Source organism: Streptomyces sp. NPDC015032, assembly GCF_043080425.1.
In the GTDB taxonomy this organism is placed as follows: domain Bacteria; phylum Actinomycetota; class Actinomycetes; order Streptomycetales; family Streptomycetaceae; genus Streptomyces.
The window spans coordinates 140,684-163,783 of the sequence record NZ_JBIBVN010000014.1 but is presented as its reverse complement, the minus strand read 5'-3'; the positions used below and the strand labels follow the sequence as shown (position 1 = coordinate 163,783).

General features: G+C 71.6%; 19 protein-coding genes. 3 read left to right on the top strand and 16 right to left on the bottom strand.

Translation table 11 applies throughout. The features are described 5' to 3' along the window. Nucleotides 1-10: 10 nt before the first annotated feature. The 8 genes from ACF08M_RS21445 to rimP form a co-directional block, all read right to left on the bottom strand. Nucleotides 11-4,000, bottom strand: a complete 3,990-nt coding sequence (locus ACF08M_RS21445) for a trypsin-like peptidase domain-containing protein (RefSeq protein WP_392186829.1) — start codon at nucleotides 3,998-4,000, stop codon at nucleotides 11-13. 198 nt (nucleotides 4,001-4,198) lie between these two features. Continuing rightward, nucleotides 4,199-5,155 (bottom strand): tRNA pseudouridine(55) synthase TruB, encoded by a 957-nt coding sequence (gene truB / locus ACF08M_RS21440; protein WP_392186828.1) that lies wholly within the window; start codon nucleotides 5,153-5,155, stop codon nucleotides 4,199-4,201. Further along, nucleotides 5,152-5,604, bottom strand: a complete 453-nt coding sequence (gene rbfA / locus ACF08M_RS21435; protein WP_362209684.1) for a 30S ribosome-binding factor RbfA — start codon at nucleotides 5,602-5,604, stop codon at nucleotides 5,152-5,154. Before rbfA ends, truB begins: the two co-directional genes overlap by 4 nt. A 25-nt stretch (nucleotides 5,605-5,629) precedes the next feature. Further along, complete coding sequence (locus ACF08M_RS21430) at nucleotides 5,630-5,926, bottom strand: DUF503 domain-containing protein (RefSeq protein WP_362209687.1); 297 nt, start codon at nucleotides 5,924-5,926, stop codon at nucleotides 5,630-5,632. A gap of 135 nt (nucleotides 5,927-6,061) precedes the next feature. Next, nucleotides 6,062-9,169: a translation initiation factor IF-2 gene (gene infB / locus ACF08M_RS21425; RefSeq protein WP_392186827.1), complete on the bottom strand. Its 3,108-nt coding sequence runs from the start codon at nucleotides 9,167-9,169 to the stop codon at nucleotides 6,062-6,064. A 147-nt stretch (nucleotides 9,170-9,316) separates the two neighbouring features. Further along, on the bottom strand, nucleotides 9,317-9,595 hold the full coding sequence (locus tag ACF08M_RS21420) for a YlxR family protein (RefSeq protein WP_392186826.1): 279 nt from the start codon (nucleotides 9,593-9,595) through the stop codon (nucleotides 9,317-9,319). A 182-nt stretch (nucleotides 9,596-9,777) separates the two neighbouring features. Further along, nucleotides 9,778-10,818 (bottom strand): transcription termination factor NusA, encoded by a 1,041-nt coding sequence (nusA, locus tag ACF08M_RS21415; protein WP_392186825.1) that lies wholly within the window; start codon nucleotides 10,816-10,818, stop codon nucleotides 9,778-9,780. Nucleotides 10,819-10,820: 2 nt separating this feature from the next. Next, complete coding sequence (rimP, locus tag ACF08M_RS21410) at nucleotides 10,821-11,327, bottom strand: ribosome maturation factor RimP (protein ID WP_392186824.1); 507 nt, start codon at nucleotides 11,325-11,327, stop codon at nucleotides 10,821-10,823. A 175-nt stretch (nucleotides 11,328-11,502) separates the two neighbouring features. On the opposite strand from rimP, the gene ACF08M_RS21405 reads away from it, so the two are divergent. From ACF08M_RS21405 to ACF08M_RS21395, 3 genes are read left to right on the top strand one after another with little or no spacing between them, the layout of a single operon-like run. Then, complete coding sequence (locus ACF08M_RS21405) at nucleotides 11,503-12,021, top strand: hypothetical protein (RefSeq protein ID WP_392186823.1); 519 nt, start codon at nucleotides 11,503-11,505, stop codon at nucleotides 12,019-12,021. After that, complete coding sequence (locus ACF08M_RS21400) at nucleotides 12,018-12,518, top strand: ferritin-like domain-containing protein (RefSeq protein WP_392186822.1); 501 nt, start codon at nucleotides 12,018-12,020, stop codon at nucleotides 12,516-12,518. The genes ACF08M_RS21405 and ACF08M_RS21400 overlap by 4 nt, the downstream gene beginning before the upstream one ends. Nucleotides 12,519-12,547: 29 nt before the next feature. Further along, nucleotides 12,548-13,450, top strand: coding sequence for an aminoglycoside phosphotransferase family protein (locus ACF08M_RS21395; protein ID WP_392186821.1), 903 nt, complete (start codon nucleotides 12,548-12,550; stop codon nucleotides 13,448-13,450). A gap of 59 nt (nucleotides 13,451-13,509) precedes the next feature. Here ACF08M_RS21395 and ACF08M_RS21390 read toward each other — a convergent pair whose 3' ends face one another. The 8 genes from ACF08M_RS21390 to ACF08M_RS21355 form a co-directional block, all read right to left on the bottom strand. Beyond that, the gene (locus tag ACF08M_RS21390; protein ID WP_392186820.1) at nucleotides 13,510-15,210 is read right to left on the bottom strand and encodes a proline--tRNA ligase; all 1,701 of its coding nucleotides are present in this window, start codon (nucleotides 15,208-15,210) and stop codon (nucleotides 13,510-13,512) included. 36 nt (nucleotides 15,211-15,246) lie between these two features. Next, nucleotides 15,247-15,870: a GNAT family N-acetyltransferase gene (locus tag ACF08M_RS21385; protein ID WP_392186819.1), complete on the bottom strand. Its 624-nt coding sequence runs from the start codon at nucleotides 15,868-15,870 to the stop codon at nucleotides 15,247-15,249. A gap of 63 nt (nucleotides 15,871-15,933) precedes the next feature. Further along, entirely contained in the window at nucleotides 15,934-16,779 is an 846-nt protein-coding gene (locus tag ACF08M_RS21380) for a GNAT family N-acetyltransferase (RefSeq protein ID WP_392186818.1), read from the bottom strand. Nucleotides 16,780-16,947: 168 nt separating this feature from the next. Beyond that, nucleotides 16,948-18,102, bottom strand: coding sequence for a flavodoxin-dependent (E)-4-hydroxy-3-methylbut-2-enyl-diphosphate synthase (gene ispG, locus ACF08M_RS21375; RefSeq protein ID WP_392186873.1), 1,155 nt, complete (start codon nucleotides 18,100-18,102; stop codon nucleotides 16,948-16,950). A gap of 181 nt (nucleotides 18,103-18,283) precedes the next feature. After that, nucleotides 18,284-19,594, bottom strand: a complete 1,311-nt coding sequence (locus ACF08M_RS21370; RefSeq protein ID WP_392186817.1) for a M50 family metallopeptidase — start codon at nucleotides 19,592-19,594, stop codon at nucleotides 18,284-18,286. Then, on the bottom strand, nucleotides 19,591-20,844 hold the full coding sequence (gene dxr, locus ACF08M_RS21365; RefSeq protein ID WP_392186816.1) for a 1-deoxy-D-xylulose-5-phosphate reductoisomerase: 1,254 nt from the start codon (nucleotides 20,842-20,844) through the stop codon (nucleotides 19,591-19,593). The genes ACF08M_RS21370 and dxr overlap by 4 nt, the downstream gene beginning before the upstream one ends. Nucleotides 20,845-20,930: 86 nt before the next feature. Then, entirely contained in the window at nucleotides 20,931-21,074 is a 144-nt protein-coding gene (locus ACF08M_RS21360; RefSeq protein WP_392186815.1) for a hypothetical protein, read from the bottom strand. A 73-nt stretch (nucleotides 21,075-21,147) separates the two neighbouring features. Further along, a complete protein-coding gene (locus ACF08M_RS21355; RefSeq protein ID WP_392186814.1) occupies nucleotides 21,148-23,094 on the bottom strand; it encodes an acyl-CoA dehydrogenase family protein in 1,947 nt (648 codons plus the stop codon). Nucleotides 23,095-23,100: the final 6 nt, after the last annotated feature.

Here is a 23,100-nt window from a genome sequence, read left to right as displayed (position 1 = left end):
AAATTGCTAGTTACGCAGGTCTAAGACTGCCATGCTCACGCCCCGCGGCCCGCATCGGCATCGCTTTCGGGCTCGCCAGGGCCTCCACCGTCCGCCTCGCGCTCGGGCCGACGAGCGCCACCCACTCCTGTGGGGCGTCGGCCAGCCATCCGGTGACCAGGGCGGCGAATCCGGGCACGTCTCGGGCCAGTTCGACCAGTCCGCGGTCGAAGCGGACCGCGCCGTCGGGGGTACGGACCAGCAGTATCCCGGTGCGGTGGACCAGGGCGCGGGTACGGGCCGGTGCACGGGCACCGGAGCCGGCCGCGGCGGCCCGCAGCAACGCGTCGAGCACGGCCGGATCGCGGTGGGCGTCCTGCTCGAAGTCCAGCAGGACCTCCAGCAGCTCTCCCCGCAGCTGCCCGGAGGCGGGGCTGCCGGGCGCGGCGAGCACCCCGGCGAGCGCGCCGCGCACCGGCGGCGGCACCGGACGGTCCCGCAGCAGTCCGGTCACCAGGGGCAGCAGCAGGGCGCGGGCGGCGGGGCCGTGCTCCAGCCGCCGGTCGATGTACGCGGCGGCGTGCACGGTGTCGTCCGGGTGGCTGTCGATGTACGCCCGCACGAGTCCGGCGGTGTGCAGGGCCAGCGCGGGGGCGTCGATCCCGGCGAGCGAGCACAGGGCCTCGCCCGCGCCGTCGTCGGGCCGGGTCAGCCGCTCCCGGAGCGCGGTGAGCACCTGCCGTGGATGGGAGAGCAGCGCACTGACGAGCGCCTCGGCCGGCAGCTGCGGGTCTCCCGCGACGAAGGCCCGCAGAGCCTGCGGAAGGTAGTGGTCCCGGCTCTGCGGATCGTGGACGAGAAGGGTGAGCGCGGCCCCGTGCAGCGAGGCGTCGCCGGGGCGGGACAGCAGGGCGAGGGCCGCCCCGCGCAGCAGCCCGCGGTCGGCATCGAGGGTGACGTGCGCGGCGGTGACCAGCGCGTACGAGGCTGCGGCGGCCCGGCGGGCGGGCCGGTCCTCGTCACGGGCCCAGCGGTCGACGGCGCGGCACAGCGCGGAGGGCTCGTCCTCGGCCAGTGCGCCGAGCAGTTCCTCGGCCCGGGGGTGGGCGGCCCGGACGAGCGCGTCGGTCAGGTCGTCGACGGCCAGCTCCCGACGGGCGTAGAGCAGCGCCTGCGCCGCGTCGGCCACCGTCGGGCGCGGCGCGAGCCCCTCCTCGGCGGGCAGCGGACGCTCGTCGGTGAACCAGCCGCAGAGCAGTGGCTGCACGGTCCGGGGCTGGGCGACGAGCCGTCGCGCGACAGCATCCAGGAACCGCTCACGGCCGTCGCCCTCGTCGTGCGGGTCACACGTGTGGTCACGCTCACCAAGGGGATCTGCCCGGCGCGGGCCGTCCGCGGGGACCAGACGCCGGAGCAGATCGATCCGGTCCGCCTCGGTCAGCCGGAGCCGCAGCCAGAACCACGGCCCGAACGCGGCGTATGCCCCGGCGCCGTCCGCGCGCCGGACGACACGGTCGGCGAGCAGCCGCAGCACCCCGAGATGGGACCGGGCGTAGGGCACCCGGAGCAGGGTCTCCGAGAGCAGATGGGCCGCCCACCAGCGGGCGTCATGCGAGACGCCCGCACGCATCCCCGTCTCCGCCCCCGGCCCCGGCGACAGCCGGTCCAGGGCCTCGATGAGATCGGCCAGCCGGTGCGCCAGTGCGGCGGGTCCCCGGCGGCGCCCCAGAAGCAGCAGGGCCTGGATCACCGGGCCGGACCGGTGGTGCGGCACGGGCAGCACGCGCGGCCCGGCCGCCGCCCCGGCCTCCGGTGCGGACACACGGCTCAGCTCCCCCTGCGGCCCGGCCGCCGCTGCGGCATCCCGCAGAGGCATCCGGCCGCCTCCCGCTCGCGGCTCGATCGCCCGGCCTCGCGGCTCGATCGCGCGACCGATTCCCTCCTGCGGCCCCGCACCCACCGCTTCGGCCTCTGCCGTGGCGTCCGTCGCAGGCACGCAGCTGCTCCCGCCCCGCCGCTTCTTCGCCGTGCCGGCCTCCACCGCAGGCGCCCGGCCACGCCCCGCACGCGGCCCCTTCGCCGCCCCGGCCTCCGGCGCGACCCCCTGGCCACGCCCCGCACGCGGCCTCCTCGGCTGCGGAACGCGTGGTTCCGAAGCCGAGGGGTCCGCCTGGGTCACCGGCCCCGACGTCGGCCTCTCCCCCTCCCTCTCCGCCGGGTGCCACCGGTGGACCAGCGCGTGCAGCGCGGCGTCCAGATCCAGGTGGGCGCCCTGCACCCAGTCCCCCAGCTCCTCGTGCGCGAAGCGGTAACCCGTGCCCGCCGGAACGAGGAGGCCCTCGGTGAGGACGGCCGACGCCCAGCCCGTACGCCAGGGGAACACCTCCTCGAAGGCCGCCCCGTCCAGCTCCCCCTGGCCGGGGCCCAGGCAGCGGCGGGCCGCCTCGTGGATCTGCCCGGCCACCCGCGCGGCCAGGCGGCGGACCGCGGTGCCCCCGGGCGATGCACCCGATACGGCGGCGATGCGGACCGCGACGCGCAGGCACATCAGGTCCAGGTGGGCACCGAATACGTCGTCCGTGTCGGGCCGCCCGGCGACATCCCCGGGCAGTGCGCCGCGCACCTCCGCGAGGAGGCGCAGGGTGAGGGGGTGGCGGTCGTGGCCGGGGGCGAGCGCGTCCGGCGGGACGGCGTACCGCTCCCGGGCCCGTTGCGCCTGGCCCACGGTGAAGTCGCCGAGGCGGACCGCGGACGGCAGCCGCCCGGCCGGCCTGGCAGGGCGGTGCAGAGCGCCGGGCGGGCAGAGCGCACCGGCCGTCTCCCAGTGCTCGGGCGTGCAGGCGACCACGAGCCGCGCCCCGTTCCCCCGCAGCCAGTCGACCGTGCTCGCGGCCCACCGGGCCAGCCCGTGGGCCAGCACGGGAGGCATCTCCTCGGGGCCGTCCAGCAGGACGAGCAGCGGGCTGCCGGACTCCTCGGCCAGCCGGGCCACCCGCTCCGGAGTGGCGCTCGCCAGGTCGCCCCGCGCACCGGCGGCACCGGCGATCCGGCAGGACCGCCGGAGCGTACGGGCGATCGCGTCGGCGACCGAGGTGTCGTCGGCCAGCAGATCGGCGCCGCGCAGCCGGAGCGTGGGTGCGGGCATGGAGCCGAGGGCCCGGCGGGCGGCGACTGCGGCCAGTTCGGTGGTGCGGCCGGTTCCCGGCGCTCCGACGAGGCCCAGGACCACGGCGGGCCCGTGCGGCGGGGGTGACGGGCGGCCGGGGGCCGTGAAGGCCGTGAACTCCGCGACGACGTCGGGGCGTTCGACCGGATCGGGGCAGGAGACCGGCCCGTCCGCCGGACCGAGCGACATCGCGGTGAGGTACAGGGCGCCCGCCAGATTCAGGTCGCGTCCGTATCCGGGAACGCCGGTGGCGTTGCGTCTCAGCAGCGCGGCCAGCGCGCCGTCGGCGCCCGCGACCTGCAGGGGCACCGCCAGCCCGGCGGTGGGATGCCCGGCGCGCAGCGCGGGGCCGAGGACGGCGATGACCGCACCGCTCTCCGGATCGGCGACGGGCCCGCCCACGGCCGCGCCGCCGAGCCGCAGCGCGTCCCGGCCGTCCGTACCGAGCGCCAGCTCCAGCGCGGCGCCGATCCGATGGACGCGGCCGTTCGCGGTGTACGTCACCGGGGCCGTGCCGAGCACCCGTGCCTCGCGCCGGCCATGGGCGGCGATGGTCACATACGCGCCGGCATCGATCCTGTCCCGCCGGGCGATCGGCATCGGCTCCACCCCGAGCACGGAGAGCCCCCCGGTGCGCAACAGGGCGAGGCCGAGGCCGGGCAGTTCGGTGACATCGGCGGCCTCGACGCAGCAGTCGCGGCCGTCCGTTCCGTACAGGACGAGCCGGGAGAGGCCGTCGACCGCTTCATGGCTGGTCACCACCGTGCCCCGGTCGTCGGCGACGAATCCGGTCCCACGCTGCCGGCCGGCCGGATCGCAGATACGTACCAGCGCTGCCCGGTCCCCGCTTCCCATGATCCGACATTAGGTCGGAGATGATCAGCGCGAACCCACTCGGAGTAAAAGCGCCCCCGAATGCACCCCCGATTCACTCCGAGCGCCTGCCCGTTGGGGTGAATTCATCGCGCCCGGTGGACAGAAATCGGTGGGGGGATCGTGGAGCGGGCACAGGGGGGCCCGCTCCACGATGGGCCCCGGCAGCCGGGGCGCCGGTCAGGCGAAGACGGCGAGGCTCCTGGCCTTGCCCTTCTGTTCCTCGACGAGCACCAGGAACCGCCCGTCGGGCCCGAACACCCCGACCGGCCCCGGCGGGAAGGCGGGCATGTCCAGCCGCACCCCGTTCAGCAGCAGCTTGGCCCGCTTCTCGTCCACGTCCCAGCGGGGGAACGCGGAGGCGGCGGCCTCGGCCACCGGCATCACGGTCAGCTCCTCCTGGTGCTGCTCCAGAGTCCGCGCCACGTCGAGTCCGTACGGCCCGACCCGGGTCCGCCGCAGCGCGGTCAGGTGCCCGCCGACGCCGAGCCCGGCACCGAGGTCGCGGGCGATCGCCCGGATGTACGTGCCGGAGGAGCAGACGACGGAGACGACCAGGTCGACGACCGGCGTGCCGTCCTCGGCGACCTCCTCGCGGACGTCGTAGACGTTGAAGGACGAGATCGTCACCGGCCGGGCCGGGATCTCGAACTCCTCGCCGCCACGCACCCGGGCGTAGGACCGCTTGCCGTCGATCTTGATGGCGCTGACCTTGGACGGCACCTGCATGATCGGCCCCGTCAGGGCCGCGACCCCGGCGTCGATGCCCTCGCGGGTCACCCCGGACGCGTCGGTGGACGAGGTGATCTCGCCCTCCGCGTCGTCCGTGATGGTGTTCTGGCCGAGCCGGATCGTACCGAGGTACTCCTTCTCGGTCAGTGCGAGATGGCCCAGCAGCTTGGTGGCCTTCTCGACGCCGAGCACGAGAACGCCCGTCGCCATCGGGTCCAGCGTGCCGGCGTGGCCGACGCGTCGGGTCCGGGCGATGCCGCGCATCTTGGCGACGACGTCGTGCGAAGTGAAGCCGGACGGCTTGTCGACGATGACAAGACCGTCCTCCCGTCGCCCACCACCACCCTTGTCCGAGGTCGCCGCGCTCCCGCGCCCCCGGCCGGGTGCCCTGTTCTGCGCTGTCATTCGGAGGCGGTGTCCTCGTCGTTCTCGGCGTCCGCCTTGCGGTACGGGTCCGCGCCACCGGCGTACGTGGCACCCGAGGATGCCTCGCGCACCCGCGCGTCCGAGGCACGCGCCCGGTCGAGGAGGTCCTCGATCGCCTTGGCGTTCTCCGGAAGGGCGTCGGCCACGAAGGCCAGCGTGGGGGTGAACTTCGTCCCCGCCGCCGCTCCGACCGCCGAACGCAGGATGCCCTTGGCGCTCTCCAGGCCGGCCGCCGCGCTCGCCCGCTCCTCGTCGTCGCCGTAGACCGTGTAGAAGACCGTGGCCTCCCGCAGGTCACCGGTGACCCGGGTGTCCGTGATGGTCACGTGCGTACCCAGACGCGGGTCCTTGATACCGCGCTGCAGTTTCTCGGCCACCACCTCCTGGATGAGGTCCGCCAGCTTTTTCGCCCGCGCGTTGTCGGCCACTGGTCCGTCTCCTTCTTTGCCTTGCTCAATCGTCTTCGTCGCTGTGCAGCCGTCGTCGTACGGACAACAGCTCCACCTCGGGCCGGCCGGCGATCAGCCGCTCGCACCGGTCGAGTACGTCTGTGAGGTGTCCGGTGTCCCCGGAGACCACGGCGAGGCCGATCTCGGCCCTGCGATGGAGATCCTGACCGCCCACTTCCGCCACGCTCACCGCGTATTTGCGCTGGAGTTCGGCAATGATCGGACGGACGACGGAACGCTTCTCCTTCAACGACCGTACGTCGCCGAGAAGCAGATCGAAGGACAGTGTCCCCACATACATGTATGTCCGGATGTCCCGCCGGTTCGGGTTCGTGCCCTGCGCATTTGGCAGGGACACAAGAACCGTACACGGAACGGCCGGGGCCGATCGACGGAAATACGACCCGTCGACCGGCCCCGACTGTTGAGGTACGGGTCAGCCTCGCGGCTTCTCGCGCATCTCGTACGTCGCGATGACGTCGTCGATCTTGATGTCGTTGAAGTTTCCGAGGTTGATACCGCCCTCGAAGCCTTCGCGGATCTCGGTGACGTCGTCCTTGAAGCGGCGCAGACCGGAGATGTTGAGGTTCTCCGCGATGACCTTGCCATCGCGCAGCAGGCGCGCCTTGGTGTTGCGCTTGACCTCGCCGGACCGGACCAGCACACCGGCGATGTTGCCCAGCTTGGACGAGCGGAAGATCTCGCGGATCTCCGCCGTACCGAGCTCGACCTCTTCGTACTCCGGCTTGAGCATGCCCTTGAGGGCCGCCTCGATCTCCTCGATGGCCTGGTAGATCACCGAGTAGTAGCGGACGTCGACACCCTCGCGCTCCGCCATCTGCTGGGCACGCCCGGCAGCACGGACGTTGAAGCCGATGACGATGGCGTCGGAGCCGGTCGCCAGGTCGATGTCCGACTCGGTGACCGCACCCACACCGCGGTGCAGCACCCGGATGTCGACCTCTTCACCGACGTCGAGCTGGAGCAGCGAGGACTCGAGAGCCTCCACCGAACCGGACGCGTCGCCCTTGATGATGAGGTTGAGCTCCTGGACCAGACCTGCCTTGAGCGCCTCGTCCAGGTTCTCCAGGGAGAACCGGACACCCTTGCGGGCGAAGTTGGCGTTGCGCTCACGGGCGGCACGCTTCTCGGCGATCTGACGGGCCGTACGGTCCTCGTCGACCACCAGGAAGTTGTCGCCGGCACCCGGGACGTTGGTGAGACCGAGCACGAGGACGGGGGTCGACGGACCCGCTTCCTCGACGTTGTTGCCGTTGTCGTCGAGCATCGCCCGGACACGGCCGTACGCGTCGCCGACCACCATCGTGTCACCGATGCGCAGCGTGCCGCGCTGGACCAGGACGGTCGAAACGGCACCGCGGCCGCGGTCGAGGTGGGACTCGATCGCAATACCCTGCGCGTCCTGCTCCGGGTTGGCCCGCAGGTCGAGCGAGGCGTCCGCGGTCAGGACCACGGCCTCCAGCAGCTGGTCAATGTGCAGACCCTGCTTGGCGGAGATGTCGACGAACATCGTGTCGCCGCCGTACTCCTCGGCCACCAGACCGAACTCGGTGAGCTGACCGCGCACCTTGGTCGGGTCGGCGCCCTCGACGTCGATCTTGTTGACCGCGACCACGATCGGCACGTCGGCCGCCTTGGCGTGGTTCAGCGCCTCGATCGTCTGGGGCATCACACCGTCGTTCGCCGCCACCACGAGGATCGCGATGTCGGTGGACTTCGCACCACGGGCACGCATGGCGGTGAACGCCTCGTGACCCGGGGTGTCGATGAAGGTGATCCTGCGGTCCTCGCCGTTGACCTCGGAGGAGACCTGGTACGCACCGATGTGCTGCGTGATGCCGCCGGCCTCGCCCGCGACGACGTTCGTCTTGCGGATCGCGTCCAGCAGTCGGGTCTTGCCGTGGTCGACGTGACCCATGACGGTCACGACCGGCGGACGCGGGATGAGCGCCTCTTCGCCGCCCTCGTCCTCGCCGAACTCGATGTCGAAGGACTCGAGCAGCTCGCGGTCCTCCTCCTCCGGGCTGACGATCTCCAGGACGTAGTTCATCTCGTCGGCGAGCAGCTTGAGCGTGTCGTCGGAGACGGACTGCGTCGCCGTGACCATCTCACCGAGGTTCATCATCACGGCGACGAGCGACGCCGGGTTGGCGTTGATCTTCTCCGCGAAGTCGGTGAGGGAGGCACCGCGCGACAGACGGACGGACTGTCCGTTGCCGCGAGGCAGCATGACGCCGCCGACCGACGGGGCCTGCATGGCCTCGTACTCCTGGCGCCTCTGCCGCTTCGACTTGCGACCACGCCGCGCGGGACCGCCGGGACGGCCGAACGCACCCTGTGTGCCACCACGGCCACCGGGGCCGCCGGGACGTCCACCGAAGCCGGGACGACCGCCGAAGCCGCCGCCACCGCCGGGACGACCCGCACCGCCACCGCCGCCACCGGGACGGCCGGCGAAACCGCCGCCACCGCCACCGGGACCGGCCGGACGGCCCGCGAAGCCGCCGCCACCGGGACGGCCTGCGCCGCCACCGCCGGGACGACCGCCGCCACCGGGACCACGACCGCCGCCGGGGCCACCACCGGGACGCGGGCCCGCAGCGGGACGCTGCGGCATCATGCCCGGGTTCGGACGGTTGCCACCGGGGGCACCGCCCGGACGGGGAGCCTGCGGACGGGGCATGCCGCCCGGAGTGGGACGGGCACCGCCCTGACCCTGAGGCCGTCCGGTCTGAGCGCCGCCGGGACCACCCTGCGGACGCGGGGCGCCCGGACGGTCCTGACCGCCACCGGGGCGCGGGGCGCCGCCGGGACGGGGCGCCTGCGGACGGGCCATGCCCGTCGAGCCGCCGGAGGTGAAGGGGTTGTTGCCCGGACGGGGACCGGCCGGACGGGCTCCGCCGGGGCGCGGTGCACCCTGGCCGGAGGGACGGGCCGGACGGTCGCCGCCACGGCCACCGTCGCGCTCGCCGCCGCGGCCGCCGTCGCGCTGACCGCCGGACGGGGCCGGACGGGCGTGGCCGCCGGCCGGACGGGGCCCGGGGGTGGCGCCCGTGGGACGCGGGGCCTGCTGCGGGGCAGCGGGCTGGGCCGGAGCGGGAGCCGAGAACTCCGCAGCGGGGACCGGAGTCACCGGAGCGGGCTTGGGCGCGGGCCGCGGGCCCGGACGCGGGCCGGCGGACGGCGCGGAAGGCGTCGCGGGGGTGCTGCTCACCGGGGCTGCGGCGGCCGGCTTGGGGGCCGGGGCGCCGGGCTTCGGGGCAGCCGGACGTGCCGCAGCGGCCGGGGAGGGCGCTGCGGGCTTCGCGGGCGCCGCCTTGCGGGGCGCGCCAGGCTTTGCAGCGGACTTGCCGGCGTTGCCGCCGGGCCCCTGCAGTGCGTCAGTCAACTTGCGTACAACCGGCGCCTCGATCGTCGAGGACGCCGAACGGACGAATTCACCGAGTTCTTGGAGCTTGGCCATGACGACCTTGCTCTCGACGCCGAACTCCTTGGCGAGTTCGTATACCCGGACCTTAGCCACTTCGCTCCTTTTAGGTCCGGGTTACCGCCGGACCGTCGCTACTTCATGGGCGTACTCATCGCGTACTCATCGAGTGCTCATCGCAATCTCGACCTACTTCCAACTCGCGAGGTACCTGACCGCACGGGGTCCCGTGCCGTTCATTTCTTACGGTGTCACCCGCTCGACGAACCGCTGCACCGCGGCGGTGTCGAACGGCCCCTTGACCTTGAAGGCCCGGGGGAAGGCCCGGCGGCGAACCGCCAGATCCAGACAGACGGAGACGGGGTGTACATAGGCACCCCGGCCGGGCAGCGTACCGCGAGGATCGGGGACGCAGGCGTCCTCGTCCACGACGATGCGCAGCAGCTCGCTCTTGGCCGCCCGCTCCCGGCATCCCACACAGGTTCGTTCAGGGCAAGCGCGGGCGTGCGTCCGGCCAGACACGTTTAAGTCTACCTCCCCGCACCGACCTCACCCCTTTGGGGCAAAAATCGAACGGATGTTGTCGTGTTCTCAGCGGCATGCCGCCTCGATGTATTCCCCGCGGCCCGCACCGCCGGTCCCGGGGCGCCCCTTCCGGAGGCGGCGCCCATGGTCCGGCGGGGGGCCGCCCGGCGACCGCCGGGTCAGCCGCGCTCCGAACGCTCGCGGGCCCGCTCGGCCCGCTCCCGGTCGGCGATGTCGCGCTCGGCGTCGGTCTCGGTGTCGGGACGGATGTCGATGCGCCAGCCGGTGAGGCGGGCGGCGAGGCGGGCGTTCTGGCCCTCCTTGCCGATCGCGAGCGACAGCTGGTAGTCCGGGACGGTGACCCGGGCCGACCGCGCACCGAGGTCCACGACCTCGACCTTGCTCACCCGTGCGGGCGACAGGGCGTTGGCGACCATCTCGGCCGGGTCGTCCGACCAGTCCACGATGTCGATCTTCTCGCCGTGCAGCTCGGCCATCACATTGCGCACCCGGCCTCCCATCGGGCCGATGCAGGCACCCTTGGCGTTCAGCCCCGCACGGGTCGAACGGACCGCGATCTTGGTGCGGTGACCGGCCTCGCGGGCGATCGCGCAGATCTCGACGGAACCGTCCGCGATCTCCGGGACCTCCAGCGCGAAGAGCTTCTTCACCAGGTTGGGGTGGGTCCGCGACAGTGTCACCGACGGACCGCGCACGCCCTTGGCGACCCGTACGACATACGTACGCAGGCGCAGGCCGTGGGTGTACTCCTCGCCCGGTACCTGCTCCTGCACCGGAAGGATGGCTTCCAGCTTGCCGATGTCGACCAGGACGTTCTTCGGGTCCTTGCCCTGCTGGACGACGCCGGTGACGACATCGCCCTCGTGGCCCGCGTACTCCCCGAACGTCCGGTCGTCCTCGGCATCGCGCAGCCGCTGCAGGATGACCTGCTTGGCGGTGGTCGCGGCGATCCGGCCGAAACCGGACGGGGTGTCGTCGAACTCCTTGGGCTCCTGGCCGGGTTCGAGGTCGGCCGGGTCCTCCTTCGCCCACACCGTCACATGGCCGCGCGCATCGAGCTCCACGCGCGCGCGGCGGTGGCTTCCGTCCGTACGGTGGTAGGCGATGAGGAGGGCCGACTCGATCGCCTCGACGAGCACGTCGAAGGGGATCTCCTTGTCCTGTGCCAAGCCCTTCAAGAGCTTCACATCGATGTCCACGGCTACGCCTCCTCTTCCTTCTTGTCCTTGCGGCTGAATTCGATCTCCACGCGCGCCTTGGCGATCTCGTCGAAGGCGACCCGGCGGGACGTGGGCCTGCGGCCCTTGACGCCCGGCACTTCGAGGTCGAGACCTTCTTCGTCCACGGCGAGGATGCGGGCCACCAGATCGCCGGCGGCTCCCCCGGTGGTCAGCTGCAGCTTGACCAGGCGGCCCGTGGCACGTACGTAGTGGCGGTGCTCCGTCAGCGGACGGTCGGCACCGGGAGAGCTGACTTCGAGGACGTACTCGCCCTCGCCCATCGCGTCGGTCTCGTCGAGCTTCTCGGAGATCGCGCGGCTCAGCTCGGCGCAGGCGTCCAGCTCCACGCCCTCTTCGGAGTCCACGATGATCCGCAGCACCCGGCGGCGGCCCGCCCGGGACACCTCGATCTCTTCGAGATCCAGCTGCTCGGCGCTGACGAGCGGTTCGAGCAGTCCGCGCAGCCTCTCGCTCTGGGTGGTGCTCATCCGGGTGACTCCTCGGCCGCGTGTGCTGTTGTGGGGATCTCGCGTGTCAGGTCAAAGGGTATCCGGTCCCGAGGGGTGTTGGCGTCCGCCGGCCCCGCGACCGCGGGTACGCTCGCCTGCGTTGATCACTTCAGGACAGATCCAGTCAAGACAGGTCCGGCCCATAGGAGAACAAGTGCGGCGCACGGGGACGACGCGCAGGGGTGCGCTCACCGCGACGGGAGCGATCGCCATGGGGGCGTTACTGGCCGGCTGCGGCGACGGGTCCGGGCGGCGCGCCCGGGCCGACGCGCCGACCGCGGCCGAGCAGGCGGCACTCGCCCGGACCGAGAGGTCGCTCCGGGCGAGTGCCGCCGTTACCAGCAGGGAGCTCCTCGCCCGGTACGAACAGGTGGTCAAGGCCCATCCGGCGACCGCGGCAGGGCTCTCGCCGCTGCGGGACGCCGTGCGGGCCCATGCCGAGGCGCTGTCGGCCGAGGGCGGCACGTCACACGTGCTCCCGCGGACGCGCACGACCGACGCCGCGTCAGCCCTCAAGGAGCTGGCCGCGGCGGAACGCCACACCGCCGACGCCCATACGGCGACACTGCTGAAGGCCCCGCCGGAGCTGGCCCGGCTGCTGGCGTCCGTCGCGGCGGCGGGCGCGGCCCACGCCTATCTGCTGACCGAACTGGCCAAGGAGACCACGCCATGAGCGCCACCACCCAGAAGACGGCGCAGACGGCGCAGGCCGCGCAGGCGGCTCTGGCCGCCGAGCACGCGGCGGTGTACGGGTACGGGGTGGTCGGCGCCCGGGTCGCCGACGGCCGCCGGGCCGAGGCCACCGCGGCGTACCACGCGCACCGGGCCCGGCGCGACACGCTGGTGCGGACCGTGCGCGACCTGGGCGGTGAGCCGGTGGCGGCACAGGCCGCGTACGCTCTGCCGTTCGCGGTGCCGGACCCGGCCGCGGCGGTACGGCTGGCCGCCCTGCTGGAGGACCGGGTCGCGGACGTCTACTCGGATCTCGTGCGGGCCGCCGACGGGCCGCTCAGGCGGGAGGCCGCGGACGCGCTGCGGGAGGCCGCGGTGCGCGCGGTCCGCTGGCGGGGCAGCGGCGTACCCTTTCCCGGGCTCGCCGAGCGGGCCGCCGACGGGTCCGGGGCGAAGGCCGGATCCGGCGCGAATGGCGGGTCCGGCGCGACGCACTGACACAAGCTCTGAAAGGGAACAAAGCACGAATGGGTTTCGAACCGCCGCAGCGTCTGGTGCGAGCGCTCGGCGAGTCGTACGGGGATGACACCGCCGACTGGCTCGCGCGGCTTCCCGCACTGACCGAGGAAGCGCTGTCCTCGACCGGGCAGCAGTTGACCGTGGACCGGGTCGCCGCCCCCGGTGGCCGCAGCAGCCTGGTCCTGCTGGTGACGTGTCCCGACGGCACCCCGGCCGCGCTGAAGATCGCTCCGTCCGGGGCCGCACCCGAGCTGGAGCGGGCGGCGCTCGCGCACTGGAACGGCTGGGGCGCGGTACGGCTCCTCTCCTGCGGCCCCGGCGCCCTGCTGCTGGAACGGCTGCACCCCGAGGTGTCGCTGCGCTCGCTGCCGGAGGCGAAGGCGCTGCTGGAGGCGGCGGGGACGGTGCGCCGACTGTGGGTCGAGCCGCCGGCCGGCCATGGATTCGAGACGGTCGCCGAACGGACCGGGCGCCGTACGGAGCCGATGCGCGCCTGTGCCGCGGCCGACCCGAGCCTGGAACCGCTGGTCTCCGCGGCGCTCGCGGCACGCGAGGAACTGGTCGCCCACTCCCCCGAACTCCTGTTGCTGCACGGCAACTTCCGCCAGAGCAAGGTGCTCGCGGGCGAGCGGATGCCCTGGCTGACGGTCGGGCCGGAACCGCTGGTCGGCGAGCGTGCCTACGATCTGGCGCGTCTGGTGCGCGACCGCGTCGAGGACCTGATCGCCTCCCCGGGCGGCGCGGTGACCGCCCGCCGCCGGATCAAGAAGCTCGCCGATTCGCTGGACGTGGACCGGGAACGGCTGCACGGCTGGACGCTGTTCCGCGCGGTGGAGTCGGGAACCCGGGCGCTGGCGGCCGGCCGTCGCCAGGAGGGCGAGGTGGCGCTGGAGTTCGCCGGCTGGCTGTAGCGGTCCGCGAACGCAGGAGGCCCCGCGCGGTGCGCGGGAACCTCCTGCTCGCTGCGGTGTCAGCCCTGGGTGATGAGGCGGGTGATCGCCTCGTCGACCGTGAGCTCCTCGCGCTCGCCCGTACGGCGGTCCTTGAGCTCCAGGACGCCCTCGGCCGAGCGGCGGCCCGCGACCAGGATCTTCGGGACACCGATCAGCTCGGCGTCGGTGAACTTCACACCCGGCGAGACGCCCGCGCGGTCGTCGACCATGACGCGCACACCGGCGGCGGCCAGCTTCTCCGAGACGTCCAGGGCCAGCTCCGTCTGGAGCGCCTTGCCCGCCGCGACGACATGGACATCGGCCGGGGCGATCTCGCGGGGCCAGCACAGCCCCTGCTCGTCGGCGGTCTGCTCGGCGAGCGCGGCGACGGCGCGGGACACCCCGATGCCGTACGAGCCCATGGTGACCCGGACCGGCTTGCCGTTCTGGCCGAGCACATCGAGCTGGAAGGTGTCCGCGTACTTGCGGCCCAGCTGGAAGATGTGGCCGATCTCGATGGCGCGGTCCAGCCTGAGGCCGGTGCCGCACTTGGGGCAGGGGTCGCCCTCCTCGACAACGACCACGTCGAGGTACTCGTCGACCTCGAAGTCGCGGCCGGCGACCACGTTCTTCGCGTGGGTGCCGGGCTTGTTGGCTCCGGTGATCCAGGAGGTGCCGGGGGCGACGCGCGGGTCGGCGATGTAGCGGACCTTGTCGAGACCCTGCGGGCCCACGTATCCGCGCACCAGGTCGGAACGGCCCTCGAAGTCCTCCGCGGTGACCAGCTCGACGACGGCGGGGGCCAGCTGCTCGCCGAGCTTGCCGAGGTCGACCTCGCGGTCGCCGGGCACGCCCACGGCGACGATCTCGCCGTCGATCTTGACCAGCAGGTTCTTCAAGGTCGCGGAGGCGGGCACGTCCAGGTGCGCGGCGAGCGTCTCGATGGTCGGGGTGTCGGGGGTGTCCAGTTCCTCGGCCGGGCCGTGCGCGGAGCCGTCCGCCGGGGCGGCCTTGAAGGTCACGGCCTCGGTGTTGGCGGCGTAGTCGCAGGCGGGGCAGTCGACGAAGGTGTCCTCACCGGCCGGGGCGGGGGCCAGGAACTCCTCGGAGGCGGAGCCGCCCATGGCGCCGGAGACGGCGGAGACGATGCGGTAGTCGAGGCCGAGCCGCTCGAAGATCCGGATGTAGGCGCCGCGGTGCAGCTGGTACGCCTCGGCGAGGCCCTCGTCCGTGGTGTCGAAGGAGTACGAGTCCTTCATCTGGAACTCGCGGCCGCGCAGCACACCGGCGCGGGGGCGGGCCTCGTCCCGGTACTTGGTCTGGATCTGGTAGAGGATGACGGGCAGGTCCTTGTAGGACGTGATCTGGTCCTTGACGACCTGGGTGAAGATCTCCTCGTGGGTGGGGCCGAGGAGGTACTCGGCGCCCTTGCGGTCCTTCAGCCGGAACAGCAGGGCGCCGTACTCGTCGTAGCGGCCGCTGGCCTCGTACGACTCCTTGGGGAGCAGCGCGGGAAGCAGCACTTCCTGGCCGCCGATGGCGTCCATCTCCTCGCGGACGACGCGGGTGATGTTCTCCAGGACCTTCTTGCCGAGCGGCAGCCAGGTCCAGATCCCGGCCGCCGTGCGACGTACGTAACCGGCCCGGACGAGCAGCTTGTGGTTGAGCGTCTCGGCGTCCGCCGGGTCGTCGCGCAGTGTCTTGATCATCAATCGGGACATGCGCTGGACCTGGGCCATGATGAACTCCTGCTCGGAAGGGTGATGTGCAGGAGGTTAGCCGGGCGGTACGGGTGGGCGGAAATCGATTGGGGGCGGGCCCTGCCCCGCCGGTCCCTTGCGACGCAGCGGGAGCGGGGCTCCCATCACCGCGTACGGCTTGGGAGCGCTGGGAAAGAGCACCTGCCGGGCCAGGTCCCGGTAGCCGAGGCTGCGGTACAGGCCACGTGCCGGGCTCTCCGTGTCGATCGCGGAGAGGATCGACCGGGGCTGGTCGACGGCGTCCGTGATGGCGGTGATCAGCGCGCGGCCGATGCCGTGGTTCTGGAACGCCGGGTGGACGTGCAGTTCGGTGATGACGAACGAGTCGTCGAGCCAGTGCGCGGAGCCGGTGGCGCGGAGGTAGGGCTCGACGACGGTGGACCACCACTGGCCGCGTTCGTTCGGCATGCCGTAGACGAAGCCGACGAGCCGGCCACCGGGGGTGGTGGCGCCGAGAGCGCGGGCGCAGGGGTGGTCGAGGTGCCTGAGGACGATGTGTCGCCGTACCTCGATCTCTTCCGGGATCAGGCCGAAGGCGAGGGCCTGCACGGCGAGCGCCTCGTCCACGCGCGCGGCGAGATCGACCGGTCCGATCCGGACGCTGGGGGTGTGGGGGCCGCCCCCGGAAACTGCTGCCATGGACCGACCCTACTGGCCCGGGCGGGGTGGGTGGTACGGGTCGGTGGCACCGGCCGGCACCGGTCAGAACAGCACGCTCATGAACGCGCCGGCCTCGCGGAAGCCGACCCTGGCGTATGCCCTGCGCGCGGGGGTGTTGTAGTCGTTCACGTACAGGCTGACGACGGGTGCGACGTCGGCCAGCGCGTAGCGCAGGACCGCCGCCATGCCGGTCTCGGAGAGTCCCCGGCCGCGGTGCTCGGGAGCGACCCAGACGCCCTGGATCTGGCAGGCCTGCGGGGTGGCCGCGCCGATCTCCGCCTTGAAGACGACCTTGCCGTCCTCGATCCGGGCGAACGAGCGGCCGGAGCCGACGAGTTCGGCGACGCGTGCCTGGTAGAGGAGTCCGCCGTCGCCCGCGAGCGGGGAGATGCCGACCTCCTCGGTGAACATCGCCACGCAGGCCGGCATCAGGACGTCCATCTCGTCCTTGCGGATGCGGCGGACCAGGGGGTCGGGAGCGACCTCGGCGGACAGGCCCTCGGTGACCATGAGCGGCTGATGGGCCCGGACCTCGCGGGCGGGGCCCCAGCCGGGTTCGAGCAGCCGCCACAGCTGGGCGGTGGGCTCCGCGGGGCCGACGATCGAGGAGCAGCGGCGGCCGGCCCGGCGGGCGCGGTCGGCAAAGGCCCTGACCGCCTCTGGGGTGGCGCAGATCGGTACGAGGTTGGCGCCCGAGTAGCACAGCGAGCGCAGTCGGCCGTCGGCGTACCAGCCCCACATCTCGCCGCCCAGACGCCATGGATCGAGACCTGCGATGCGGACCCGGGCAGCCACGAAGGCGTTGGCGACGGGCTCGCTCTCCAGGATGGCGAGAGCGACGCCGAAGTCGCTGGGTTCGAGGACCCGGGTGGTGGTCTGCGTCAACACGAGGGGGCCTCACCATGCGGTCTGCTGATTTCCGCACTGTACCCAAAGAGGCCCATGCGTGCCGCCCGGCCCCGGGATCGGCGCCCGGACCGCCCCGTGAGGCCGCTCACGGCGGCGCCCCGCCGGGCGGTGTTCCTCCCGGCGGGGCGCGGTCGTGCAGGTCGTGGTTCAGCTGACGGAGACCTCGGGTTCGCCCGAGGCGATGCCGTCCTTCTCCATCTGCTCGGCGATCTTCAGGGCCTCTTCGATCAGCGTCTCGACGATCTTCGACTCGGGCACGGTCTTGATGACCTCGCCCTTCACGAAGATCTGCCCCTTGCCATTGCCGGACGCGACACCCAGATCCGCCTCACGGGCCTCACCCGGACCATTGACGACACAGCCCATCACGGCCACCCGCAACGGCACCTCCATGCCCTCAAGACCCGCACTGACCTGATCCGCCAGCTTGTACACATCCACCTGCGCCCGCCCGCACGACGGACACGACACGATCTCCAGCCGCCGCTGCCGCAGATTCAACGACTCCAGAATCTGGATACCGACCTTGACCTCTTCGGCCGGCGGCGCCGACAACGACACCCGGATCGTGTCCCCGATCCCCTCCGACAGCAACGCACCGAACGCCACCGCCGACTTGATCGTCCCCTGGAACGCCGGACCCGCCTCCGTCACACCCAGATGCAACGGATAGTCACAACGGGCAGCCAGCTGACGGTACGCATTCACCATCACCACCGGATCGTTGTGCTTCACCGAAATCTTGATGTCCCGGAAACCATGCTCCTCGAAGAGCGACGCCTCCCACAGCGCCGACTCCACCAACGCCTCCGGAGTCGCCTTCCCGTACTTCGCCAGCAACCGCGCATCCAGCGAACCCGCGTTCACACCGATCCGGATCGGCGTACCCGCATCCCCCGCAGCCCGCGCGATCTCCTTCACCTTGTCGTCGAACTGCTTGATGTTCCCCGGATTCACCCGCACCGCCGCACAGCCCGCATCGATCGCCGCGAACACATACTTCGGCTGGAAATGAATATCCGCGATCACCGGGATCTGCGACTTCCTCGCAATCGTCGCCAACGCATCCGCATCGTCCTGCGTCGGACACGCCACCCGCACGATCTGACAGCCCGACGCCGTCAGCTCGGCGATCTGCTGCAACGTCGCACCCACGTCCGACGTACGCGTCGTCGTCATCGACTGCACCGACACCGGCGCATCCCCGCCCACCGCCACCGACCCGACCTGGATCTTGCGGCTGACCCGCCGGTCGGCGAGTTTGGTCGGAACGGACGGAATTCCGAGAGAAATCGCAGTCATGCGCTGAGCATCCCCAAGGTGTGGATCAAGGTCCCGAGATCGGCGGGCTCCGGGTTTCGAGGTTACGGCACCGGCGGCGGCCCGGAGCACACCGCGTGCGGGAGTGCCGCGCAGCGGCAGCAGCCCGGACACAGTCCGTATTCCGGGCCGTCACCCTCCGTGCACCGGGCCGACCGGGAGATCAGGAGATCTTGACCGGATTGACGATGTCGGCCACCAGCACCAGCAGGGTGAAGCAGACGAAGACGCCCGCGACGACATAGGCGACCGGCATCAGCTTGGCCACGTCGAAGGGGCCCGGGTCGGGGCGCCTGAAGACGCGCGCCACATTGCGGCGCAGGGCCTCCCAGAGCGCCCCGGCGATGTGTCCGCCGTCGAGCGGGAGCAGGGGCAGCATGTTGAAGAGGAACAGCGAGAGGTTGAAGCCTGCCAGCAGGAACAGCATCATCGCGATCTGGTTCTGCGCCGGTACGTCCAGCGCCATCACCTCGCCGCCGATCCTCGCCGCGCCGACGACGCCCACCGGGGAGTCGGCCGCTCGCGGGCCGTCGCCGAAGGCTGCGTCCCACAGTTCGGGGATCTTGGACGGGAGGGCGATGATCGAGTCGACGCCGCTCTCGATCATGTCTCCCATGCGGACGACCGAATCACCGAAGGACAGTGGCACGATCTCGGTCTGGGCGGCGAAACCGAGGTAGCCGGCGGTCACGTACTCGCCTTCGACCACGTCGCCGTTGGAGTCCTTCTTCGCCACCGCGTTTTCCTTCAGCACGGCGTGGAGGGTCTTCTCCTGGCCGTCGCGCCGGACGGTGATGGTGGCGGGACCGGTGGTCTCACGGATCTTTTCGGAGAGCGTGGCCCAGTCGTCGACCTTCTGGCCGTCGAAGGCGACGATCTTGTCGCCCTTCTTGAGTCCCGCTGCCTGCGCGGGCGAGACCGCGTCGGACTTCTTGCAGCTGTCGCGGTTCTCGCTCTGGGGGATCACGCACTGCTGGACGCCCGCGACCTCGGTCGTCTGGGTCTGGAACCCGAAGGACATCGCCACACCGAGGAAGATCGCGACGGCGAGGACCAGGTTCATGAACGGTCCGGCGAACATCACGATGACGCGCTTCCACGGCTTGCGCGTGTAGAAGAGGCGCTTCTCGTCACCCGGTTCGATCTCTTCGAAGGCCGCGGACCTGGCGTCCTCGATCATGCCGCGCCACGGTGATGTGGACCGCGCCTCCAGGCGCCCGTCCGGTCCCGGCGGGAACATGCCGATCATACGGATGTAGCCGCCGGCCGGGATGGCCTTGATTCCGTACTCGGTGTCGCCCTTCTTCCGCGACCAGATCGTCGGTCCGAAGCCGACCATGTACTGGGGGACGCGGATGCCGAAGAGCTTCGCGGTCGACAGGTGCCCCAGTTCGTGCCATGCGATCGAGAACAGCAGCCCGATGACGAAGACGACGATCCCCAGAATCGTCAACAGGACCGTCGAAATACTCATGCGCGCGCCTCCGCTGTCGCTTTCGCCGAGAGTTCACGGGCCCGGGCGCGTGCCCAGGTCTCCGCTTCGAGGACGTCTGCGACCGTGAGCGAAGTTCCCGTGGCGGGGGTTCCGTGTTCGGCCACCACCGCCGTGACCGTATCCATGATTCCGTTGAACGGCAGCTGTCCCGCCAGAAAAGCGTCGACGCATTCCTCGTTCGCGGCGTTGAACACGGCCGGGGCGGTGGCGCCGACCGTACCGACGTGGCGGGCCAGTCCCACGGACGGAAAGGCCTCGTCGTCGAGAGGGAAGAACTCCCAGGTGGACGCCTTCGACCAGTCGAAGGCGGGGGCGGCGTCCGGCACGCGCTGGGGCCAGCCGAGGCCGATGGCGATGGGGCCCCTCATGTCCGGGGGCGTGGCCTGGGCGAGGGTGGAACCGTCGGTGAACTCGACCATGGAGTGGACGTACGACTGGGGGTGGACCACGACCTCGATCCGGTCGAACGGAATGTCGTAGAGGAGATGCGCCTCGATGACCTCCAGTCCCTTGTTGACCAGGGTGGCGGAGTTGATCGTGATGACCGGTCCCATGGCCCAGGTCGGGTGCGCGAGGGCCTCCTCCCGGGTGACCTGCACGAGTTCGCTCCTGGTGCGTCCCCGGAAGGGGCCGCCGGACGCGGTGACGACGAGTCTGCGTACGTCGGCGCGGGTGCCCGCGGCGAGTGCCTGGAAGAGGGCGGCATGCTCGGAGTCGACCGGGATTATCTGGCCCGGCTCGGCGAGCGCCTTCACCAGCGGGCCGCCGACGATCAACGACTCCTTGTTGGCCAGGGCGAGCGTGCGGCCGGCTTCGAGCGCGGCGAGCGTGGGGGCGAGACCGATCGAGCCGGTGATTCCGTTGAGCACGGTGTGGCAGTCGCTCGCGGCGAGGTGGGTGGCGGCCTCGGGCCCGGCCAGGATCTCGGGGAGCGGCTCGCCCGTCCCGTACTGCGCGCGCAGTGCCTCCCGGAGGGCCGGGACGGCGTCCGGTGCGGCGACGGCCACGGTGCGCACCCGCAGCTGCCGCGCCTGCTCGGCGAGGAGGGCGACCCGTCCGCCCGCGGCGGAGAGCCCGGTGACACGGAAGCGTTCGGGGTTGCGCAGCACCAGGTCGATGGCCTGGGTACCGATGGAACCGGTGGAGCCGAGGATGACGAGATCCCGGCAGCCTTCCACTGCGTCGAAGACGAGGTGCGGGTCGGCGAGGGGGACAGGGCTGTCGCTCATGCCCCCCATTGTTGCCGCATCGGCTGTGGGTGTGGACAGTGCGTCCCGGTCACCGGCAAATCCGGCCCCGGGGGACGGTCGCTTTGTCACCTGGTCACGAGGTGGGCGCCCAGGGTCTTCTTCTCGGCGCTGTGTTCCGGGTACGGCAGCCAGTCCCTGCCCCAGCACTTTTCGCTGTCGGAGATCCGGTACCCGGCCTCCGGCGAACCGCAGCCGGTCACGGCTCGCATCCCGGCGTACCCCGCCCGGACGGGCGGGGTACGCCCGACGAGTGGACGCGCGCCCGTCCGGTCGGCCCGCGGGTCAGCGAACGGGCCGGTGGACGTCGTCCCGGACGGATGCGCCCGGGGTGGCGTCGGCGATCCACGGACCGTCGCCGCTCGGATCGATGATGCCGTCCTCCAGCCAGGTGTACGTACCGGACAGGACGCCGTCGACCACGCGCCGGTCCAGGTCGTCGGTGTTGGACCACAGACGGGTGAAGAGTTCCTCGACCCGGACGCGGGACTGGCGGCAGAACACATCGGCGAGCTGGTAGGCCTCGCGGCCGTGGTCGTCGCAGGAGCGCAGCAGTTCGGCGCGGACACAGGCGGCGCTCATCGCGAAGAGTTCCGCACCGATGTCGACGATCCGGCCGAGAAAGCCCTGCTTGGTCTCCATCCGGCCCTGCCAGCGCGACATGGCGTAGAAGGTGGAGCGCGCGAGTCTGCGGGCGGAGCGTTCGACGTAGCGCAGGTGGGTGGACAGGTCCGGGTGGCCGGACGGGTTGAACTCCGCGTACGTACGCGGGAGTTGTCCCGGCCCCGCGACGAGCTTGGGGAGCCAGCGGGCGTAGAAGCCGGCCGCGTTCGCGCCCGCTTTCGCTTTGGCGGACAGGGGTTTGTCGGGGTCGATGATGTCCCCGGCGACCTTCAGGTGGGCGTCGACGGCCTCACGGGCGATCAGCAGGTGCATGATCTCGGTGGAGCCCTCGAAGATCCGGTTGATCCGCAGGTCGCGCAGGAGCTGTTCGGCGGGGACGGCCCGTTCGCCGCGGGCGGCGAGGGACGCCGCTGTCTCGAAGCCCCGGCCGCCCCGGATCTGGACCAGTTCGTCGGCCATCAGACAGCCCATCTCGGAGCCGTACAGCTTGGCGAGAGCCGCTTCGATCCGGATGTCGTTGCGGTTCTCGTCGGCCATCTGGGAGGAGAGGTCGACCACCGCTTCGAGCGCGAAGGTGGTGGCGGCGATGAAGGAGATCTTGGCGCCGACGGCCTCGTGCCGGGCGACCGGCCTGCCCCACTGCTCGCGCACCGCCGACCACTCACGGGCGATCTTCAGGCACCATTTCCCGGCGCCGACGCACATGGCGGGCAGCGAGAGCCGTCCCGTGTTGAGCGTGGTGAGGGCGATCTTGAGCCCGGCACCCTCGGGGCCGATGCGGTTCGCGGCCGGGACCCGGACCCGGTGGAAGCGGGTGACGCCGTTCTCGAGGCCGCGCAGGCCCATGAAGGCGTTGCGGTTCTCGACGGTGATGCCCGGGGAGTCCGCCTCGACGACGAACGCCGTGATACCGCCCTTGTGGCCGTCCGACTTCGGGACGCGGGCCATCACGACGAGCAGGTCGGCGACGACACCGTTGGTCGTCCACAGCTTCACACCGTCGAGGATGTAGTCCGTTCCCTCCGGGACCGCCGAGGTGGCGAGCCTGGCCGGGTCGGAGCCGACGTCCGGTTCGGTGAGCAGGAACGCCGAGATGTCGGTGCTGGCCAGCCGGGGCAGGAAGGCGTCCTTCTGCTCCTGGCTGCCGAAGAGCTTCAGTGGCTGCGGTACGCCGATGGACTGGTGGGCGGAGAGCAGCGCGCCGATCGCGGGGCTGGCGGAGCCGACGAGGGAGAGGGCCTTGTTGTAGTAGACCTGGGTCAGACCGAGGCCGCCGTACTTCGGTTCGATCTTCATCCCGAGCGCGCCGAGCTCCTTGAGGCCGTTGATCACCTCGTCGGGGATCCTGGCCTCGCGCTCGATCAGGGCGCTGTCGATCCTGGTTTCGCAGAAGTCGCGCAGCCGGGCGAGGAACGCCTCGCCGCGCCGGACGTCGTCCGCCGGCGGCAGCGGATGCGGATGGATCAGGTCGAGACGGAAGCGCCCGAGGAAGAGTTCCTTGGCGAAACTTGGCTTGTGCCAGTCCTGTTCGCGCGCGGCCTCGGCCACTTGGCGCGCTTCGCGCTCGGTGACCCTGGGCGTGTTCTTCGGTGCGGATGGTGCGGACATGAGGAG

Excerpts from the sequence above, each read along its gene's own strand:
- ACF08M_RS21385 (WP_392186819.1), bottom strand. The coding sequence starts at position 15,870 with ATGGCAGCAGTTTCCGGGGGCGGCCCCCACACCCCCAGCGTCCGGATC.
- ACF08M_RS21390 (WP_392186820.1), bottom strand. The coding sequence starts at position 15,210 with ATGGCCCAGGTCCAGCGCATGTCCCGATTGATGATCAAGACACTGCGC.
- ispG (WP_392186873.1), bottom strand. The coding sequence starts at position 18,102 with ATGACTGCGATTTCTCTCGGAATTCCGTCCGTTCCGACCAAACTCGCC.
- truB (WP_392186828.1), bottom strand. The coding sequence starts at position 5,155 with ATGACAGCGCAGAACAGGGCACCCGGCCGGGGGCGCGGGAGCGCGGCG.
- dxr (WP_392186816.1), bottom strand. The coding sequence starts at position 20,844 with ATGAGCGACAGCCCTGTCCCCCTCGCCGACCCGCACCTCGTCTTCGAC.
- ACF08M_RS21400 (WP_392186822.1), top strand. The coding sequence starts at position 12,018 with ATGAGCGCCACCACCCAGAAGACGGCGCAGACGGCGCAGGCCGCGCAG.
- ACF08M_RS21445 (WP_392186829.1), bottom strand. The coding sequence starts at position 4,000 with ATGGGAAGCGGGGACCGGGCAGCGCTGGTACGTATCTGCGATCCGGCC.
- rimP (WP_392186824.1), bottom strand. The coding sequence starts at position 11,327 with ATGAGCACCACCCAGAGCGAGAGGCTGCGCGGACTGCTCGAACCGCTC.
- ACF08M_RS21355 (WP_392186814.1), bottom strand. The coding sequence starts at position 23,094 with ATGTCCGCACCATCCGCACCGAAGAACACGCCCAGGGTCACCGAGCGC.
- ACF08M_RS21430 (WP_362209687.1), bottom strand. The coding sequence starts at position 5,926 with ATGTATGTGGGGACACTGTCCTTCGATCTGCTTCTCGGCGACGTACGG.
- ACF08M_RS21370 (WP_392186817.1), bottom strand. The coding sequence starts at position 19,594 with ATGAGTATTTCGACGGTCCTGTTGACGATTCTGGGGATCGTCGTCTTC.
- ACF08M_RS21395 (WP_392186821.1), top strand. The coding sequence starts at position 12,548 with ATGGGTTTCGAACCGCCGCAGCGTCTGGTGCGAGCGCTCGGCGAGTCG.
- ACF08M_RS21360 (WP_392186815.1), bottom strand. The coding sequence starts at position 21,074 with ATGCGAGCCGTGACCGGCTGCGGTTCGCCGGAGGCCGGGTACCGGATC.